Source organism: Azospirillum sp. Marseille-Q6669 (assembly GCF_965111635.1).
In genome coordinates this window covers 67,970-85,650 of sequence record NZ_CBCOOP010000007.1, presented here as the reverse complement: position 1 = coordinate 85,650, position 17,681 = coordinate 67,970, and the positions used below count along the sequence as shown (strand labels likewise).

At 65.8% G+C, this 17,681-nt stretch carries 15 protein-coding genes; 8 read left to right on the top strand and 7 right to left on the bottom strand.

What is annotated here, in order from left to right:
- Positions 1–18: 18 nt before the first annotated feature.
- The 6 genes from ACWPXE_RS31845 to ACWPXE_RS31820 are packed head-to-tail and all read right to left on the bottom strand — an operon-like array spanning position 19 to position 6,550.
- Positions 19–1,020 (bottom strand): Gfo/Idh/MocA family protein, encoded by a 1,002-nt coding sequence (locus ACWPXE_RS31845; protein ID WP_454021040.1) that lies wholly within the window; start codon positions 1,018–1,020, stop codon positions 19–21.
- Entirely contained in the window at positions 1,017–1,745 is a 729-nt protein-coding gene (locus ACWPXE_RS31840; protein ID WP_454021039.1) for a GNAT family N-acetyltransferase, read from the bottom strand. The genes ACWPXE_RS31845 and ACWPXE_RS31840 overlap by 4 nt, the downstream gene beginning before the upstream one ends.
- Entirely contained in the window at positions 1,742–2,569 is an 828-nt protein-coding gene (locus ACWPXE_RS31835) for a class I SAM-dependent methyltransferase (RefSeq protein ID WP_454021038.1), read from the bottom strand. Before ACWPXE_RS31835 ends, ACWPXE_RS31840 begins: the two co-directional genes overlap by 4 nt.
- Positions 2,566–3,690 carry an N-acetyl sugar amidotransferase gene (locus ACWPXE_RS31830; RefSeq protein ID WP_454021037.1) on the bottom strand — a complete coding sequence of 375 codons (1,125 nt, stop codon included), beginning with the start codon at positions 3,688–3,690 and terminating at the stop codon, positions 2,566–2,568. The genes ACWPXE_RS31835 and ACWPXE_RS31830 overlap by 4 nt, the downstream gene beginning before the upstream one ends.
- Positions 3,687–5,519, bottom strand: a complete 1,833-nt coding sequence (asnB, locus tag ACWPXE_RS31825) for an asparagine synthase (glutamine-hydrolyzing) (protein ID WP_454021036.1) — start codon at positions 5,517–5,519, stop codon at positions 3,687–3,689. The genes ACWPXE_RS31830 and asnB overlap by 4 nt, the downstream gene beginning before the upstream one ends.
- A gap of 20 nt (positions 5,520–5,539) precedes the next feature.
- Positions 5,540–6,550 carry an N-acetylneuraminate synthase family protein gene (locus tag ACWPXE_RS31820; RefSeq protein ID WP_454021035.1) on the bottom strand — a complete coding sequence of 337 codons (1,011 nt, stop codon included), beginning with the start codon at positions 6,548–6,550 and terminating at the stop codon, positions 5,540–5,542.
- A 124-nt stretch (positions 6,551–6,674) separates the two neighbouring features.
- Here ACWPXE_RS31820 and ACWPXE_RS31815 point away from each other — a divergent pair, with 124 nt between their 5' ends.
- Genes ACWPXE_RS31815 through ACWPXE_RS31790 form a run of 6 tightly spaced genes read left to right on the top strand, consistent with a single transcriptional unit; the run spans position 6,675 to position 13,012 of the window.
- Entirely contained in the window at positions 6,675–7,445 is a 771-nt protein-coding gene (locus tag ACWPXE_RS31815) for a class I SAM-dependent methyltransferase (RefSeq protein WP_454021034.1), read from the top strand.
- A complete protein-coding gene (locus ACWPXE_RS31810) occupies positions 7,442–8,830 on the top strand; it encodes a DUF4910 domain-containing protein (RefSeq protein WP_454021033.1) in 1,389 nt (462 codons plus the stop codon). The genes ACWPXE_RS31815 and ACWPXE_RS31810 overlap by 4 nt, the downstream gene beginning before the upstream one ends.
- Entirely contained in the window at positions 8,827–10,098 is a 1,272-nt protein-coding gene (locus tag ACWPXE_RS31805) for a DegT/DnrJ/EryC1/StrS family aminotransferase (protein ID WP_454021032.1), read from the top strand. The genes ACWPXE_RS31810 and ACWPXE_RS31805 overlap by 4 nt, the downstream gene beginning before the upstream one ends.
- A gap of 15 nt (positions 10,099–10,113) precedes the next feature.
- The gene (locus ACWPXE_RS31800; RefSeq protein ID WP_454021031.1) at positions 10,114–10,863 is read left to right on the top strand and encodes a cytidylyltransferase domain-containing protein; all 750 of its coding nucleotides are present in this window, start codon (positions 10,114–10,116) and stop codon (positions 10,861–10,863) included.
- A 38-nt stretch (positions 10,864–10,901) separates the two neighbouring features.
- A complete protein-coding gene (locus ACWPXE_RS31795) occupies positions 10,902–11,876 on the top strand; it encodes a Gfo/Idh/MocA family protein (RefSeq protein ID WP_454021030.1) in 975 nt (324 codons plus the stop codon).
- Positions 11,873–13,012, top strand: coding sequence for a hypothetical protein (locus tag ACWPXE_RS31790; protein WP_454021029.1), 1,140 nt, complete (start codon positions 11,873–11,875; stop codon positions 13,010–13,012). The genes ACWPXE_RS31795 and ACWPXE_RS31790 overlap by 4 nt, the downstream gene beginning before the upstream one ends.
- Here the strand turns inward: ACWPXE_RS31790 and ACWPXE_RS31785 are convergent.
- Positions 12,972–14,801: an asparagine synthetase B family protein gene (locus tag ACWPXE_RS31785; protein WP_454021028.1), complete on the bottom strand. Its 1,830-nt coding sequence runs from the start codon at positions 14,799–14,801 to the stop codon at positions 12,972–12,974. The genes ACWPXE_RS31790 and ACWPXE_RS31785 overlap by 41 nt on opposite strands.
- 258 nt (positions 14,802–15,059) lie before the next feature.
- Between ACWPXE_RS31785 and ACWPXE_RS31780 the strand changes: the two genes are divergently transcribed.
- Complete coding sequence (locus ACWPXE_RS31780; RefSeq protein ID WP_454021027.1) at positions 15,060–15,746, top strand: FkbM family methyltransferase; 687 nt, start codon at positions 15,060–15,062, stop codon at positions 15,744–15,746.
- A 186-nt stretch (positions 15,747–15,932) separates the two neighbouring features.
- Complete coding sequence (locus ACWPXE_RS31775) at positions 15,933–17,657, top strand: glycosyltransferase (RefSeq protein WP_454021026.1); 1,725 nt, start codon at positions 15,933–15,935, stop codon at positions 17,655–17,657.
- The last annotated feature ends 24 nt before the right edge of the window (positions 17,658–17,681 follow it).

The following is a 17,681-nucleotide window of genomic DNA, read 5'->3' as shown; positions in this document are numbered from 1 at the left end:
CAGGAAGAAGAATCTGTTCTAAATCAGGTAGCTGACCGGGAGCGTGCGTCCCGATCGGATCGACTCCCAGCAGGCGAAGCAGACGTCCATGATTCGGAAGATGTCGCGCGCACCGACGTCCGGTTCATGCCCTTCGCGGATGGCCTGCACGAACTCGGGCAGCAGGTCTCCCTTGTCGATCGCCGGATAAGGGGTCATGACGGCGCTTTCGTTGCGCGGTTCGTCGCCGTCGAACAGCTTGGCGTGCGGCAGGTCGTTGATGAAGGTCCGCTTCACGCCGTAGACGTTGAGGGCGTGAAACTTGGTGCGCTGCGGTCCCAGGCAGGACATCGACTTGCCAAGCGTGCCCCGTTCGAAGCGGAGCAGATTGATCGTCGTGTCGTCGAATTGGTAGGCACTGCCTGCGGTGAGGATTTTGTTCGCCATGCCGCAGACCTCGGTCACCTCCTGTCCGATCAACCAGCGCATCAGATCGATGAGGTGAATGCCACCGCCGTAGGCCACGCAGTAGAAGCCCATCCGGCCACGCCAGCCTTCGGTCAGCTTCCACAGGATCTGGTGGAGGTAATCGCCCTCGATGGCGACGATCTCGCCGAACTCGCCGTCCGCGATCTGGCGGCGCAGTTCCCGGAAACGCGGGCTGCGGCGAAGGATCAGGTTGGATGTGATCAGCTTTCCGCTGTCCTGCTGAGCGCGCAGGACCGCTTCGGCATCCTTGCGGAACAGAACGACGGGCTTCTCGACCATGACGTGCTTGCCATTGCGGAACGCGGACAGGCATTGCGCGGCATGGGCATCGTCGTAGGAGCAGATGGAGACCACGTCGATCTCCGGATCCTCGGTGATCCCCCGATAGTCCGTGAAGCGCCCAGCCACGTCCTGGCGGTCGGCGACCTCCGCCAGACGCTGCGGATCGACGTCGCACACGGATTTGACCTCGATGCCCGTAAGACTCTTGTAGGTGGCGACGTGCCGCTCGCCGACGCCCAAACCGATCACCCCGGCTTTCAATCGCTTCACCGGCCGCCTCCCGGAGCCCAATGGAAGGTGAGGGCTTCCGACACCGCCCGGAACCCAAGCCCATGATAGAGCGCCAGCGACGCCTCGTTGTCCGCCTGGGTGCCGACGCGCATGCAGGATGCGCCCCGGGCGGCGTAATGGGCAAGCGCGGCCGCGCCCAAGCGCCGGCCGCACCCTTGCCCGCGGTACGCGCCGGCCACGGCGATCAGGTCGATGACGGCCGCCGCGCCGGACCGCAGGCACAGGACGAAGCCCGAGACCTGCCCGTCCGTCTCGGCAACCAGGGCCGCGTCAGCCCGTCCGTTCAGCCCGTTCTCGACCCACGCGGCCTTGATGGCGTCGGCGCTGCCCTCCGGCAGGCGCGCGTCCCGGTGAAACCGGTCAAACCGGAAGGCGGTTCGGCCGATGGCCGAACAGGCGGACAGATCGGTCGGCGTGGCCAACCGTACCCCCGCCGGCATCCGCCAAACGGGTTCCAGCGGGCGTTCCAGGGTGACCAACCGTTCCACCACCCGGAAACCCACCGCCTCCAACGCCGCAGCCTGTGCCGCCGCTACGGCCGGTATGCGCGCCGTCACCAGCCGCGCACCGTCGGCGATTGCGCGGCCGACCTCCGCCGCGAGCCGGACACGGTCGGGGTTGCCGTCCGGCGTCAACGAAAGCCGGTAGGCGGGCCCACCCAGAAAGCGGCTTTCGAATGGCTGGAACTCCAAGTGAATGCTCATGAGACGCCGCTTTCCGCCGGGACCAGGAAACCGCGCAACGTGTATTTGCCGCTGGGCTCGCGCAGGCGCTCCAGGCAAAGCGCCCGCAACCCGGCTTTGCGCGCCAGCAGGGCGAACGACGCCATGGAGAAGGCGCAGTGGTGCTCGATGAAGAATTCCTCGCGATCCGGTCCCTCGGCCAGGGCGGCCTCGCCATCCGGCAGTTCGACGTAAACGAAGCCTCCCGCGGCGAGCCGGTCGCGTGCCCGGGCCAACATGGGAATCATGAGCTCGACGTGTTCAAGGACCTTGTTGAAGGTCACGGCATCGTAGCGTTCGGTCAGGTCAAGCGTGGTGAAATCCCCGCAGACCGTTGCCACGCCGGCCAGTTCGGCAATCATGGCGCACGCGCGCGGATCGGGATCGAGAGCCGTGCAGCGCCAGCCGGCCTCCCGAATCGCCGCCGGAAACACACCGAGCCCGCTGCCCACGTCCAGGACGCTGCGATCGCCGCCCAGGCCCGATTCCTCGGCAAAGCGCTGGATGCGGGCAACCCGTTGCCGGTTGTCCGACCGGGAAGGCGGAAGCGCCATGATGCGAGCGAAGGTCTGCCGCATGCCGTCCCCATAGGTAGCCGCGGCATAGGCCCCCTCGTACAGCCGTGACGCGAGGTCAAACCCGTAACGGTTGACGACGTGCCCGCACCCGCGGCACCGCCAGAGGACCCTCCGGTAATCGATGATGCCGAAGTTGGTTTCCCCGGGGGGCGGAGCGGTGAACTCGGCGAGCCGATCATGCGCAACACAGCCGCACAGGATGCAGGCGGCGGGAGCGGCGGGGCTCACCACGCCCAGTCCTCGATGAGGAACCCGGGAATCGTCCAGCGCCCGTCTCGTTTCGCCCAGATCGCCGTGTTGCGGAAGGTCTCGGCCACCTCCCAGAACCACGCCTCCGGCTTGCCCGCAAAGGTGCAGAAGCGAGCGATGTCGTCGAACGGCGCCCGCAGCCCGTCCCGGCGCAGGGTCTCGATCGCCTGTTTCCGGCTGATCATGCCATACCGGATCTGGACGGACAGATTGTCAAAGCTGCGCAGGATGCCGAACTTGTACCACTTCAGGAAATGGTGCAGCGCGATGAAGTGGCAGTCGATGTCGGCGAACGCCCAGACGCCGGTCTTGAGATGGTCCTCTCCGCTCTCGAACCCGTGCGCCGCCGCAATCCGGGTGTTCTCGAAGGAGTTCCAGCGGAAGAACGACCCAAGGAACACCGATTTGGGGGAAAAGGCGTGGAACTCCTCGTCGCTGGGCAGGCGGTAACCGACCAGGTCGCGGGCTGTCAGCCCCTCGACACCCACCCAGTCGTCGAGCGCCGTGCCGTTGGTGACCCCATGACGGCGAATCCACGCAAGGTCGAGATCGGTGACGAGCCGGTCAGCCTCGCTCCCCCCAAACTCAAGCTGCGGGTTCTCGCCCCAGATCACCAGCGGAACGCGCAGTTGCACGGCCAGCCGGATGGGAATGGCGAACAGCGCCATGTGCATCGGAATGGCGGTCGCCCCCTTGCGCTCGAAGGCGCCGATCATGAAACGCCGCTCCACCGCGGGATCGAGCGTCACGTCCATGTGGTCGATGCCGACGCGGGCGATCAGGTTGTCGAGGTTGCGCTGACCGATGTCGGTGCGCGCCGGCGTGCGCCAGGTCACGCCCAGCACCTTCAGCCCGCACTCCCGAGCGCGGATGGCTTGATACCAGCTGTCCTTGCCGCCGCTGACCGGCACGATGCAGTCGTAGCCGGTGGACCGGGCCTTCGCCTCCGCCACCAGCGCGTCCCAGGCCGCCCGACGGGCGTCCCAATCGATCCGGTGGAGCTTGTCCTCGTGGCCGCGGCAGGCCGTGCAGACGCCCTCGGCGTCGATCACGATGCCCGGACGCGTGTCGGGCAGAACGCAGCGGGTGCAGTACCTCATGGCTGCCAAGCCCTGTGATGATCGAGGAACAGCTTGGCCGACACGACGCCGAAGAGGAACTTGGAATAGCTGTTGTCCGTCATGGAGCCGGCCAGAAACGCCTCCAGGGCATCGCGCCGGACGATGTCGAAGATGGGGCCATCGGCCAGCAGACGGTCGCGCGTGGTGCGATCGCCGCGGTTGATCAGGCTGTCGATCGACGCGTTGAAACCACGCTTGCGCTTGTCGAGGCGGACTCGGTCGTCGGCCACGCCCTCGGCCGCGGCGCGTAGCAACCACTTGGGATAGCCGTCCCTGATCAGGTGCTCGGCCGGTACGGTGTAGAGGAATTCCGCGAGTGCCCGATCCAGATAGGGCGACCGGTTCTCCACCGAGTACTGCATCGAGTTCAGGTCATCCTCTTTCAGAATGACCGGTGTGGCCTCGTGGAAAAGTTCGTTGAGCATGCGGTTGCGCAAGAGGTTACCGGTGTAGGCGGTCTCCTCGAAGGGTTCGTGGAACGGCTCGGTCAACCATGTCTGGAACAGGTCGGCGTTGAGATAGATGTGCGCGCGCTCGCCTGGATTACGCACAAATGCGGCGGGGTCCTTCAGGACCGGGTTCTGGACATAGGCGCCGTAGCTGGCGCGCCAGTCGTCCAGAAGTCGATCGTAATCGGCGCGCCCGTGCATTTCCGCCAGCCACATCGAATAGTGGTCGTAATAGCCGGTGAACAACTCGTCCGCCGCCGTGCCCGACAGCGACACCCGGTAGCCCGCGTTCGCGATCGCTTCGCTTAGAAAGGCGTGAAGATAGTAGGTGATGGTGGCGACGGGACCATCATGGTAGGCGACCTGCGCCGCCAAACGGTCGAAAAAGCCTTCGGTCGATGTGTGGACCTTAACACTCTCGGCCCCGAGATAGCGGACCGTCATGTCGATGTTGTCCGACTCGCAGTAGCGTTCGTCACCGTCGATGATGGAGAAGGTGTGTATGCGCTGGTCGAATCGCCGAACCGCCAGACCGGCGAGCGTGGTGGAATCGACGCCGCCCGACAGGCAGAAGGCGACCGGCACATCGGCGCGCAAGCGCAGGCGCAGGGCATTCTCCAGCCGGTCGCGCACGCCGGCCAGAGCCTCGGTGGCGGTCATCGGGCGCGGTGCGTAAGTGAGCGTCCAGTAACGCCGGGTCTCGATCGGTCCCGGGGCGGACAGCACGGCCCAGCTCGCGCGCGGAAACTCCTCCACGCCGCGGAACCAGGTGTGCGGCTGTTTGTAGAGCGCCTTGTAGCCGTTCACGAGGTAACGGCGGATCTGCTCCACGTTGACGTCCGGCTTGATTCCGCCCAACGCCGCCAGGAATTTCACCTCCGAGCCGAAGTAGAGCATCTCGCCGACTCGCCATGTGTAGAGCGGCTTCTCTCCGAAACGGTCGCGGCTGAGAACCACCTGCCCCGCCTTCCGGTCGAGGAGGGCAAAGGCCCACATTCCCTCCAGCCGGTCGAAAGCGGCGTCGCCCCACCGGCGCCAAGCCTGCAGCAGCACCTCCGTGTCGCTCGCGGTCCGGAAGACCTGGCCATGGCTTTCCAGCTCCCGGCGAAGCTCAAGGTGGTTGTAGATCTCGCCGTTGAAAACGAGGACTAGGCCGTCCTGTTCGAAGGGTTGGTCCGAACGCGCATCGAGGTCGACGATGGCCAGCCGGGAGAACAGGAGCGTGACGGACCACTGCCCGAGACGCTCCTCATGGAAAGCACGGGCGTCCGGCCCCCGGTTGCGCATGAGCGCCAGCGTACGCTCGACGCGGTCACGGCTTGGAGCGATGGGGCCGATGGCACCGGCAATGCCGCACATGGCGACTCCCTTGGAAGCGGCTAGGCAAGAACATCGGGCGCGATTATCGCGCCTGCGGGGAGATCCTGGCGCACCCGGCGCCCTAGAACCAGATCCTCCCGCCCCGGTTCGATTCCGCCGCCGGGCCGCAGCCAAACGATGTCGTCCGGACCGATCACGCTGCCGGCCGCAAGCGGTCGCGCCGCCGCAATGGAGCGCCGGATGGCGCCGATGGCTGCGGCTTCGTCCTCTTGTGGTTCTTTCACCCCAGTGCCGAGCATGGCTTCGGCCTCCGCGATGTCCTGCACCAGAGCCCGCAGCATCGCCGGATCGGCGGAGAGCTGGTGGTCGCGGAAGGAGGAGTGGTTCCGGTCCAGCGTGAAGTGCTTCTCCACGATGCGGGCGCCGGCGGCGACCGCGAGGACGGCGGCGCGGATACCCAGCGTGTGATCGGAATAGCCGACCGTGCAGCCAAAACGCCGCGACAAGGTGACCACCGCGGCGAGATTCTCCTGGCCGGACGGCACCGGATAGGACGACACGCAATGCAGCAGGGCAAGCCCTGGATCCGCGCCCCGGCTGGCCCAGACGCTCTCGACCAGGGCCTTGGCGAACGCCACCTCGTCCAGCCGCGCCAGCCCCGTGGACACGATCATCGGTTTTCCGGTGGCGGCCGCCGCGCGCAGGAGGGGAACGAAGGTGTTGTCCCCCGACGCGATCTTCACGGCGTCGACCAGGGGTTCCAGAACCGCCAGGCTGGGCAGATCGAGCGGCGTCGACAGGAACAGCAGCCCCGCCTTGCGCGCCCGCTCGGCGAGACGCACGAAGACCTCCGGGGCGAGTTCGAAGCGCCTCATCCGCTCAAACCGTTCCGACTGGACGGGCGAGACGAAACATTCGGTGCGGAAGGTCTGGAACTTGACAGCGTGGGCCCCGGATTCGGCGGCACGGTCCACCAGTTCCTCGGCGACAGCCGGGTTGCCCTCGTGATTGTTGCCGATTTCGGCAACGATCAGTACGCGCCGTGCCGTGTCGAACGAACCGATGCGCATCGAAGGTAACCCTTTCAGCCGCAGGCGGCGGGCGCCGCATGCGATCGCTTTGCCCGTCGGATCAACGAATTGTCAATAAAAAAGGCATGAGATGAAGCGCCTTCGGTGACCACGCGAGACCCCTATGCCTGACCATCCGCTCAGCCGCAATCCTTTTGGCAGTCTCACGGCCAAGGCCGCCCGCGAGATTTTCCGCACTCTGCGCCGCAATCCGGCACTGCTTCTGGAGACGCGCTGGGTCCGGCAATATCTGGCACGGAACCGGCTGAACCTGTATCTCGATCGTGCCGAGGACGTGGCGAGCACCCCGCCGACGGAGAAGGTTGCCGCCAACACGGTGACGTACAACATCCAGGCCGTCAAAGCCTCGGTTGAGGTGGACCGTCCAATCCACCTGATCTACCCGATCGTCGCCATCGAACGCGTCATGCACCAAGTCGGCAGCCTCAAGATCCTCTCGATCGGACCTCGGACGGAGATCGAACTCTTCGCCCTTATGGGCCTGGGATTCAAGCCCGAGAACATCACCGCGGTCGACTTGATCTCCTATTCGCCTCTGGTCGAGTTCGGCGACATGCACAACCTTCCCTATGAGGACGAGCAATTCGACGTGATCCTGCTGGGCTGGGTTCTGAGCTACAGCAAGGACATGCAGCACGTCGCGAACGAGGTGCTGCGCGTGGCCCGCAAAGGCGCTTACATCGCCGTTGCCGCGGACTGGAGCGACCCCAAGACGCAGGGCGGCGACTTCAATTTCGAAACGTCCCACATTCAGACGTGCGATGAAATGCTTGAGCTTTTCGGAAACGACGTTGACGAAATATACTTCCGACACGAAGCGAAACCGCCAAAGCGCTATCAAAACATGCTCGTGTTCGATGTGAAGAAGTCATGAGAGACGACGGCACGTCAAGCGCACTCCTGTCATTGACCGAGGAGCTGTGCGCGTTCGCGACGGGGGTAGTCGCCGACGACAACGAGGCGCTGTTCCGCAGGCTGGCGAGCGAATTGCCTTTCGTTGTCCACCGCTATCCCTCCGGATCGGAGCACAACGGCTGGGTCGTCCCGGACAACTGGCGCGTCAAGCGGGCGTTGATCCGGTGCGGCGACGCGGTGGTGTTCGACGGGCGCGCCCACACGCTCGCCGTCGCCCGCTACTCCCGGTCATTCTGCGGAGACCTCGACTGGGAAGAACTGAAGCCGCATCTGGTCACCAACCCGGACCTGCCTGACGCCTACATGTTCCATTGCATGTGGCAGTACCGTCCATGGGCTGCGGACTGGGCGTTCTCGGTCCCTCATGAGGTCTACCGGACGCTGGGTCCAGGCCGCTATACCATTGAGCTGGAGGCCGAGTACGAGCCGGGAGAGATGCTGGTCGGCATTTACGACCACCAGGGCCGGTCGGACGACGTCATCGTCTTCAACACCAACACCTGCCACCCCCACCAGGCGAACGACGGCTTCGCTGCAACGGCCATTCTCGTACGGCTGTTCCAGTGGCTGCGGGGGCGCAGCACGCACTACAACTACCGTCTGGTCCTGGCCCCCGAACACCTGGGCTCGGTCTTCTACCTGCGCGACCGTTCGGATGCCGAGATCGCGCGAATGGTGTCCGGCATCTTCATGGAAATGCCGGGAACGGCAGGCCCGCTGCGCGCCACCTCCACCTTTCTCGGCGGCCAGACGATCGACCGGGCCATGGCCAACGCGTTGCGCCACCACGCGCAGGGCCACGTCCTGGCACCCTGGCGGCGTGGGGCCGGAAACGACGAGACGGTCTGGGAGGCGCCCGGGCATGAGATTCCGTTCATCGAACTCACGCGGTCCGAAAACCCGGACTATCCCTTTCGCGAATACCACTCCAGCCTTGATGGCCCCGCCTTGATGGACGCCAGCCGGATGGTGGAGACCCAACGGGTGCTGCAGGCCGTCATTGACGTTCTGGAGAACGACGCGGTCATGCATCGGCACTTCAGGGGACTGATCTGCCTGTCCAACCCGAAATACGATCTCTATTTCGAACGGTTCGATCCTACGGTGGACAAGAGCCTGGATCAGGATGCCGATGCTTGGGGGCATCTGCTCGACTGCCTGTTCCGGTACTTCGACGGACGGACGACCCTGCTGGACGTGGCGGAGCGTCATGGGCTGCCCTTCGGGCGGCTTCACGCCTATCTCCGGCGCTTCGAGGAAAAGCGGCTGATCACGCTGGAGCACGCGCCGTTGCGGCGGCCTCCGCTCAGCACTGCGGCGGTACGGACGGAGGCTGAGGGATGAGCGCATTGGCCATTCTGGGAGGCACCCCGGTGCTTCGGGAGCCACTGCCCGCGCGCCGGTCGATCGGCCGCGCCGAGGTAGAGGCGGTGGCGCGCGTCGCCGAGTCCGGGTGCCTCTCCGGGTTCTACGGAAGCTGGGGGGACGAGTTCCTGGGAGGTCCCCTGGTCCGGCAGTTCGAGGAGGGGTGGCGGCGGCGCTTCGGCGCCCGGCACGCCGTGTCGGTCAATTCCGCCACTTCGGGCCTCTTCGCCGCCATGGGCGCCATCGGCGTCTCCCCCGGCGATGAGGTGATCGTGCCGCCCTACACCATGTCGGCGACGGCCATGGCGCCACTCGTCTACGGCGCGATCCCGCGTTTTGTGGACATCGAGGAGGAAACCTTCGCGCTCGACCCGGCCGCCGTGGAACGGGCCATCACGCCGCGCACCCGCGCCATTCTCGTCACCAATCTGTTCGGCCATCCGGCAAAGCTGGGAGCGCTGCGCGCCTTGGCCGACCGGCACGGCCTCTTCCTCGTCGAGGACAACGCCCAGGGGCCGCTGGCGTCCGAAGCGGGACGCTTGGCCGGCACCGTTGGCCATATCGGCGTCTTCAGCCTCAACTACCACAAGCACATCCACACCGGGGAAGGGGGGATGTGCGTCACCGACGACGACGATCTCGCGTTGCGGCTCCAAATGATCCGCAATCACGGCGAAAACGCCGTGGAGGCCGTCGGCATGGAAATGCCGGTGAACATGGTGGGGTTCAACTACCGCCTGACGGAACTTGGGGCGGCGGTAGGCATCACGCAATTGGCGCGCATCGACGAACTGGTGGGCTCACGCGAGCGGATCGGGCAACGGTTGAGCGCGGGTCTTCAAGGGCTGGAGGGGCTGACCCCGCCCACGGTGCGGCCCGGCTGCCGTCACGTTTACTACGTCTGGGCCCTGCGCGTCGATCCCGCGCAACTCGGCGCGACACGGACGCAGTTCGCCAAGGCCCTGGCCGCGGAGGGCTTTCCCAACTTCGAAGGCTACGTTCGTCCGCTTTATTTGCTGCCCGCGTTTCAGAAGCGGATCGCCCTGGGGCGCGACGGCTTTCCCTTTACCCTGTCCGACGTCCGCTACGAGCCCGGCCTCTGCCCAGTCGCCGAGCGCATGCATGCCGAGAGCCTCGTCGGATTCGAACCATGCGCGCACGATCTGGACGACGGGCAGATCGACGCGTTGATCGCGGCGATCTGCAAGGTCCATGCGCACCGGCACGACCTGCGGCGCATCGGCTGACGGAAGGAACGCGGCGTGAGCGGCAAACCACGGACCATTGCCTGCATCGAAGCGCGAATGGGATCCTCGCGGCTGCCGGGCAAGGTGCTGGCCGACATCGGTGAGCGGACGGCCCTGGACCGGCTGGTCGACCGTCTGCGGCGCGCGGTCACGCTCGACGACATCGTTCTCGCCACCAGCACCAACCCGGCCGACGACGCCCTGGAGGCATGGGCGACGGCACGGAACCTTCCGGTCCATCGCGGCAGCGAAGACGACGTGCTGGGCCGCGTCGTCGGCGCGCACCGGCAGATGAAGGCCGAACTCGTGGTCGAAGTGACCGGCGACTGCCCCCTGATCGATCCGGAGGTGATCGACGTCGGCGTGGAAACTTTTCTCGCCAACGACGCCGATGTCGTGTGCAACGTCGTACGCCCGTCCTTTCCCATGGGCGTCGACGTCCAGGTCTTCCGTCGCGGCATCCTGGAGGAGGTCGAACGCACCGTCGATGATCCGGCCGTGCGCGAACACGTCACCCTGCACTTCTACGAGCACCCGGAGCGGTACCGGATCATCCACCTCATCGCGCCAGCCCGCTACCGGGCTCCGGCACGCCGTTTCCAACTCGACTACCCCGAGGACCTTCAATTCATCCGCGAGGTGTACCGGCGGCTTGAGCCCCGGTACGGCGACCGATTCGGCACTCCCGAGATCCTCGCCCTCATCGCGGCCGACCCACATTTGGCTGCGATCAACAACGGTTGCGAGGAGAAGCCCCCCCGGTGACCACGCCCTATCGCACCGCTCTGGTAGGGCTCGGACGGATGGCCCTCGGGTATGCCGACGACCCCCGTACCCGCCGCTACTATCCCTACGCCGCCCATGCCCAGGTTCTTCGCGACCATCCGGCCTACCGGTGGGACGTCGCGGTCGATCCCGACGAGCGGGCGCTTGAGGCCGCGAGGGCGATCTGGGAAGTCCGCCACACGGCCAGGCGCATCGAGGACCTGCCAGCCGAGGCCGCGCCGGACGTGGTTGTGCTGGCGACGCCGCCCACCGTTCGAGGCTCGGCCCTCGCTCCCTTCGCCACGGCGAGGGGGGTGCTGGCCGAAAAGCCGCTGGGCTCGACGCTCGGCGAAGCGGAGGCGTTCGTCGCGCTCTGCCGTGAGCGCGGAGCGGCGCTTCAGGTCAACTTCTGGCGGCGCTGCGACCGCCGCTTGCGGGCGTTGGCCGAGGGCGGTCTGGTCCGGCGGATCGGTGCCCCGCAGGCCGTCACGGGTGTCTATGGGAACGGGCTGCTGAACAACGGTTCCCACGTCATCGACTTCGCCCGCATGCTGTTCGGAGAGGTCGCGTCGGTTCGAGCGCTCGCTCCTCCGCGCGACCATGGCGCCCTGCCCTTCGACGGGGACTTCGATGTCCCATTCGCCCTTACGTTCGACGGGGGGCTCCTCGCCGTGTTCCAGTGCCTCGATTTTCGCCATTACCGCGAGGTCGGACTCGATGTCTGGGGCGAACGGGGGCGCCTGCGGATCGCCAACGAGGGCCTGTCGATCACCATCGATCCATGCACGGACAACCGGGCGATCACCGGCGCGAAGGAACTGTGCCCGGAGCAGGCGGAACCGCTTGCGTCGACGGCGGGTCATGCGCTGTTCGAGGTCTATGACAACTTGGCCCGTTCTCTTGCCGACGGTTCGCCGCTGCACAGTCCGGGGGAGTCGGCCCTCCGCACCGCCCGAACGGTCGAAGCCGTCCGGCTGTCGGCGCTGACCGGCTGCCCAGCGTTAACGCCATGAGCCCGCCCGACATCCTCATCGCCGTCGAGGATCCGGGCGCAGCCAACTTCGCGGCCCTGCTGCCGGAACGTCTGGCGGCGCTGGGACATTCCGTGCGGCTGGTCGCCACCGGACCGGCCGTGGCGCACCTCCGGACCATGGGGGTGGACGCGGACCGTCTGCCCGACGGGGATCCGGGTGACCTGCTGGTCCAGTATCGGCCGCGGCTCCTGCTCGCCGGAACCTCGGAAAACCCGGACAGCCCGGTCCTGTCCATGATCGCGGCGGCGCGTGCATCAGGCATTCGTTCGGGAGGGCTTGTCGACGCATCCACCAACCTGGATCGCCGGTTCCGCGGCCGCGGCGGGGACCCGCTCGCCTTCCTGCCGGACGGACTGCTGGTGCCCGACGACACCACGCGGCAAGGCTTCCTCGCGCTCGGCGTCGCTGAATCACGGGTGGTCGTCACTGGTCACCCGCGTTACGATACGATCCGCGGCGAGCGGCAGCGGCTCTCCGCAGGTGACCGCCGCGCTCTGCGTCGGCGCCTCTTTCCGGAGCGGCCTCCTGGACGCCGGATCGTTCTGTTCGCGGCGGAGCGCTCCGACGGGCTGGACGCCGGGCAGTTCACCCGTTCTCCCGATTACACGCTTACCGGCGATGGCGGCCACGACGGGCGCACCGAGATCGTCGCCGAAGAGGTGCTGCGGGCTGTGGCCTCCCACCGCGACCGCATCCATCTGGTGCTGCGCCTTCACCCGAAGAACGACCCAGCCGACCTTGCGCACCTGCGGGAACGGTTCGACGCGGTTAGCCAGGGCGGTCCGTCCCTGAACGTTCTGCACGCCTCCGATCTGGTGGTCGGTATGACGTCCATGCTGTTGGTCGAGGCGGCCCTTCTCGGCCGCCCGGTCGCCTGCGTCCTGCCGCGCGCTGTGGAAGCGACTTGGCTGCCGCTGGCCACCGCCGGCGTCGTGCCGGTCGCCACGACGCGACGCGCCGCGAAGCGGGCGCTGCGAGCCCAGATTGAAACGCCGGCCGCTGTCGATGCGACGACCCTGGAGTGCCTGTTCCCCTCCGGGGCACTGGACCGCGCGGCGGCCGCGGCGGCCAGCCTCATCGTGACGGGAGCGAACGCAGCCAAAGCTCCAGATTGAGGAGTTGCCACAGGAACATCATGTGGTTGTCGCGCACTTCGCCACGCGCGACGATCCGGGTGTGCTCCTCAATCAGGGACTCCACGACCGCGGGTCGATAAATCCCGCGCTCCGCAAAATCCCGCGAACGGACGAGGTCGAGAAGCGGTTCACGCAGAGAGCCGGCGAACCACAGGTGCGCGGGTGCATTCCACCCGGTCTTCACAACGCGGGTGCGCGTTACCTCGGGCAAGGTCCCGCGCATCGCCAGCCGCAGGAAGTGCTTGGTCACGCCGTCACGGATCTTGAGCCTGCCCGGCACGCGCAGCATGAACGACACCAGTCGGTGATCGAGGAAGGGGAAGAAATCGTCGATGCCCGCGGCGTTGGTGTTGCGCTCGCTGGCCCTGAGACAGCAGGGCATCGTGTTGCGCGTCAGTTCGTTGACACTGTGGCTCTTCAGGTATTGGCGGAACGGGCGGTCGTAGACGGGTGCCAAGCGGTCAACGTCGAAGAAATCGGGATTGAGCGCCTGCCGGTAGCGGTCGCGCAGGGCAAGGTTGGGCCGGCATCGCCCGTGGTCGGCGGGATCTGTGAGCACGGCGATCATCTGTTGCGCCCGTTCCAGCGACTTGCGGTGAACGGGATGGTCGTGGTTGCGCACCCAGCAGCGGACCTCATGCGCGAACGAGGCCTCGTCTGTGTCCGCGAGCAGGTCGGCAAAGTGGTAGAAGAAGTAGTCATATTCGCCCGCATGCTGCTCGTCGCCGCCGAGCCCGCCGAACAGCGAACCGAACCCCCGGTCGCGGACGTCCTCCACCAGCAGATGATGGCACAGCCAGGTGACCGTCGCCACCGGCTCGTCGTGCAGCCGGACAAGGCGATCCACCAAGCCGAACAGGTCGGGCTGCTCGATGCGCAGGGGAAGCCAATCGCACGCTCCCGTGTCCACAACGTCGCGGATCTCCGCAGACTCGTCGTAGCTGGCACCGTCGTACACGGAGGAAACCGCAGTCAGGCGCTGACCAGTCAAACGATGGGAGGTCATCAGAACCGACGAGCTGTCGAGCCCGCCCGATAGGGTGAAAGCTGGACGATGAGCCCGCTTGAGCCGCCGAGCCACGGCGTCATGCAGCAGCGCTGCATACTCTTCGGCCAAGGCCTCCACCGGCGCATCGAACTCATCCTCCACGAAGGCGGCGTACGGCGCAACGACGGACCGGCCGTCACGCCATGTCAGCACGCATCCCGGCGGCAGCCGCTCGATGCCGGTGTAGGGAGAGCGGGTCGGCTCCACATCGAAGAACCGGTAATTCGCAACGGCCACCGCCGCGACGTAATCGTCCCGCGCCGCCGCCGACACACCGGGAAATGCAAGAAGCGAGCGGGGACGGGATGCAAACGCGAGCGGGCCATCGCCGGGGGTATGATAAAGCGGCTTGATGCCGAAGCGGTCAACGGCGAGCGACACCGTACCCGTGCGCCGGTCGACGATCGCAACGGCGAAGTCGCCGTTGACGTGAGCCAACGCACCGACGACGCCGAAGCGCCGGATCCCGGCGGCGAGCACCGCCGCATCCCCGTCGGCACCGCCTTCCGTCAAGTCCTCTGGATTGTAGATGCGCCCATCGACCGTCACCGCCAGCGTTCCGTCGTCGAAAACATCGACACCCGGTCCACCGGCAAACGCCGTCCCTCCCACGCCGGAAAGCGTGGCGGGCGTGACCCCGACCTCTGTCAGCAGTTTTCCCGCCAGTGCCGTTGCCGGTCCGGCGCCGTTCCAGCCCGCAACTCCCGCAATACGCGCCATCGGCCACTCCTACACTGCTCCGCCACGCCTGGACGGTCCCCGCCCCGAAAGGAGCAACGTCGATTGGTTCAAGCACGGCACGCCTGCGATTTTCCAGGCTTTCCTGGCGAAACCGACGAAGGCGCCATGCGCGCCGCATCCCCAGGACTCCGCGGAAACGATAGTGTTTGCACGACGCAAGCGGGTAGATATCGACACCACACTTCCGATCGCTCAGTGCTGGACTCAAGCCTTTACCCCGTGACAAGGAATTCTGTCATGCCGCTCAATATGGCGAATCTGAGTGCCGAACAGTTCCTGGCTGTTCTGAACAGCCCCTTCGCCGGCTTGTCCTATGCGCAGGAAGGCGAGGACCGGGTTCTCCAACGCCTGCTGGAACCGCGGACGACCGGCTTTTACGTCGATGTCGGAGCACACCATCCATACCGCTTTTCAACGACCTGCATCTTCTATTTGAACGGGTGGAGCGGCATCAACATCGACGCCACGCCAGGCAGCATGGAGGCGTTCCGCAAGCATCGGCCGCGCGACGTCAATCTTGAAACGCTGGTGGGGTGCGGGACAGAGCCGACGAACTTCGACCTTTACGACGAACCGGCGCTGAACACGGCCAGTTGCAAGCGTGCCGCCATCGTGAGCGGCCATTCCCAGACCATCGGGCAGGTGATGCTGGCGCCGCAGCGGCTTGACCATATTCTCGACACTCATCTGCCATCGGGGACGGCGATCGATTTCCTTACCGTCGATGCCGAGGGCATGGATCTCGACGTGCTGCGATCAAACGATTTCAGCCGCTACCGGCCACACTTCATCGTCTGCGAGGATCACAGCCTCGACCTGGAGTCCCTCAACGACAATCCGCTGCACCTGCATATGAAAGACTGGAGCTATCGGCTGGTCGCGAAACTGCGGGCGTCGGCAATCTGGGTCGATACGACCCGGTAGAGGTCCGACGCCGCGTTTCGCATGCCCATGGTCTCGGGCGCCGAACCATGGCCGGGGTGTGCATTTGATGGGTCCTCCCATGACCTATCAGATGTGTGATCACGAGCTGATCCCGTTTAGGATACGTTGACGGCATAACTCGTTGGGCTTATCCGCCGTTACGGCCAAACGGACGGATTGTGACAAATGGAACCGCGCATCTCTGTTGATCTCCTGCTGCGGTCGCGTCGTTATGGGGATGCGCTCCGCTACCTTGAGAACACCGCCGAAAACGTGCCGCGCAGCGAATTCGAGAGCCTGCGTCGGCAAATCCTGGCACGCATGGGACGGTTCCGGGACGCCGCCGAAGCCGGGTTCGCGGCGCTGGAGGCGGGAGCCACGAGCGTGGATGACGTCTTCCGACAATCACAGATCCTGATCGAATGCGGGGCCTGGGAGAACGCCTTCCGGCTGGCCCTTGATGGGTTTGCAAGGGCGCCTGCGGAGCATCGGTTCCTCGGGCCGCTGGCGCAAGCCGCGCTCGCCGCACCGCATCTGCTCGACCAGTTGTACGGCGCCATGCCGAAGACCGCGTCGGCGCCGCCGCTCTTCCCCCGGCGCTTCTTCATCCCGCAGCGCATGCCTTACTACACAGTTTTCGACGCCGACCATCCGGGCACCACGGGGATGCTCACGCGGACCCAGGGGCTGGATATCCATTTCCCGAGCCAGCCGGACCCCGGATGGCTGAATAAGGCGGCCTCGGAGGTGGAGCGGACGTTGCCGACGGTGGAAGCGTTGTGCGCCGCGCATCCGAAGATCAGCCGCGCCGACGCCGCACGTTTTCTCGGCGCAAAGCTCATCGCGACCTTGCCGGACGCCGGCGGTTCCGGGTTGGACTTCCTGACCAACCTGCCTCTCACCACGGGTCATCGGCCATTCGTGCTTTGGTTCGACGTGCTCCCGGCGCTGTTCCAGCCGTTCGTGCCATTCGATTCCCTGGCAGTCTCGTCAGAGGAATCCCCGCTCTATTGGATGATGCGGACACTCTTGGAATCGAATTATTGCCTGTCGATCATCACGCATTACCCGCTGGACGGCAACCCACTCACACGTTTGTTTCGCAGCACGCCCATCGCCGAGAAACTGGTGTTCGTCAATCCTTGCGAAGCCGAACTCGTGGACGGCGAGGTTTCGCGGCCGCCCCCGAAACCGATGGACGGCCCGTTGCGCCTGCTGTTCACCGCCAGTCACCGCTTCACCGACGAGGGATTCTTCTACCGCGGCGGGGTGGACGTGCTGTGCGCCTTTCTCGACCTCGCCGAAGAGCATGAAGACATCGAACTCGTCCTGCGAACGCCGTTACCAGCCACGCTGTCGCCACGGCTGAGAGCAGCCGCCGCCGCGCATCCGCGCATCCGGTGGATGCCGGAGCCTTTGGCAAAAGAAGATTACCAGCGTTTGGTGGCTCGCACCCACCTCTTCGTCATGCCGGCCTCAGTGGTCTATCGGAACGGTGTCGTGCATGCCATGAAGGACGGTATTGTCCCCGTGGTTTCCGACATCGTGGGAATGGACGCCTTGGTCGAGAACGGCGTGACCGGCGTTGTCGTCCCCGGCCGGGGGGGCGTTCTGGAGATAGCCGACGATCCTCCGGGCGTTCGACAGGACCTGTGCCCAATTTTGTGGGCAACCGATCGCCCCTGTGATCCGGCCTTTCATTCTGCGTTCCGCGCAGCACTGCACCGCCTGATCAAGGATCGCGCCACCCTTGCCGCAATGTCCGCACGCGCAAGCGTGGCGGCACGGCAAACCTGGAGTTCCGCCCCCCATATGGAAACGTTCCGGTCCTGCATGATCGCGGCTGCGGACCGGGCCGAGGCGATGTGGCGCACCGAAGAGCCCCTGCGCCTGCCCGTACAGCGTCTGTAGCAGCCAGGTCGTGTACCCCCCGCG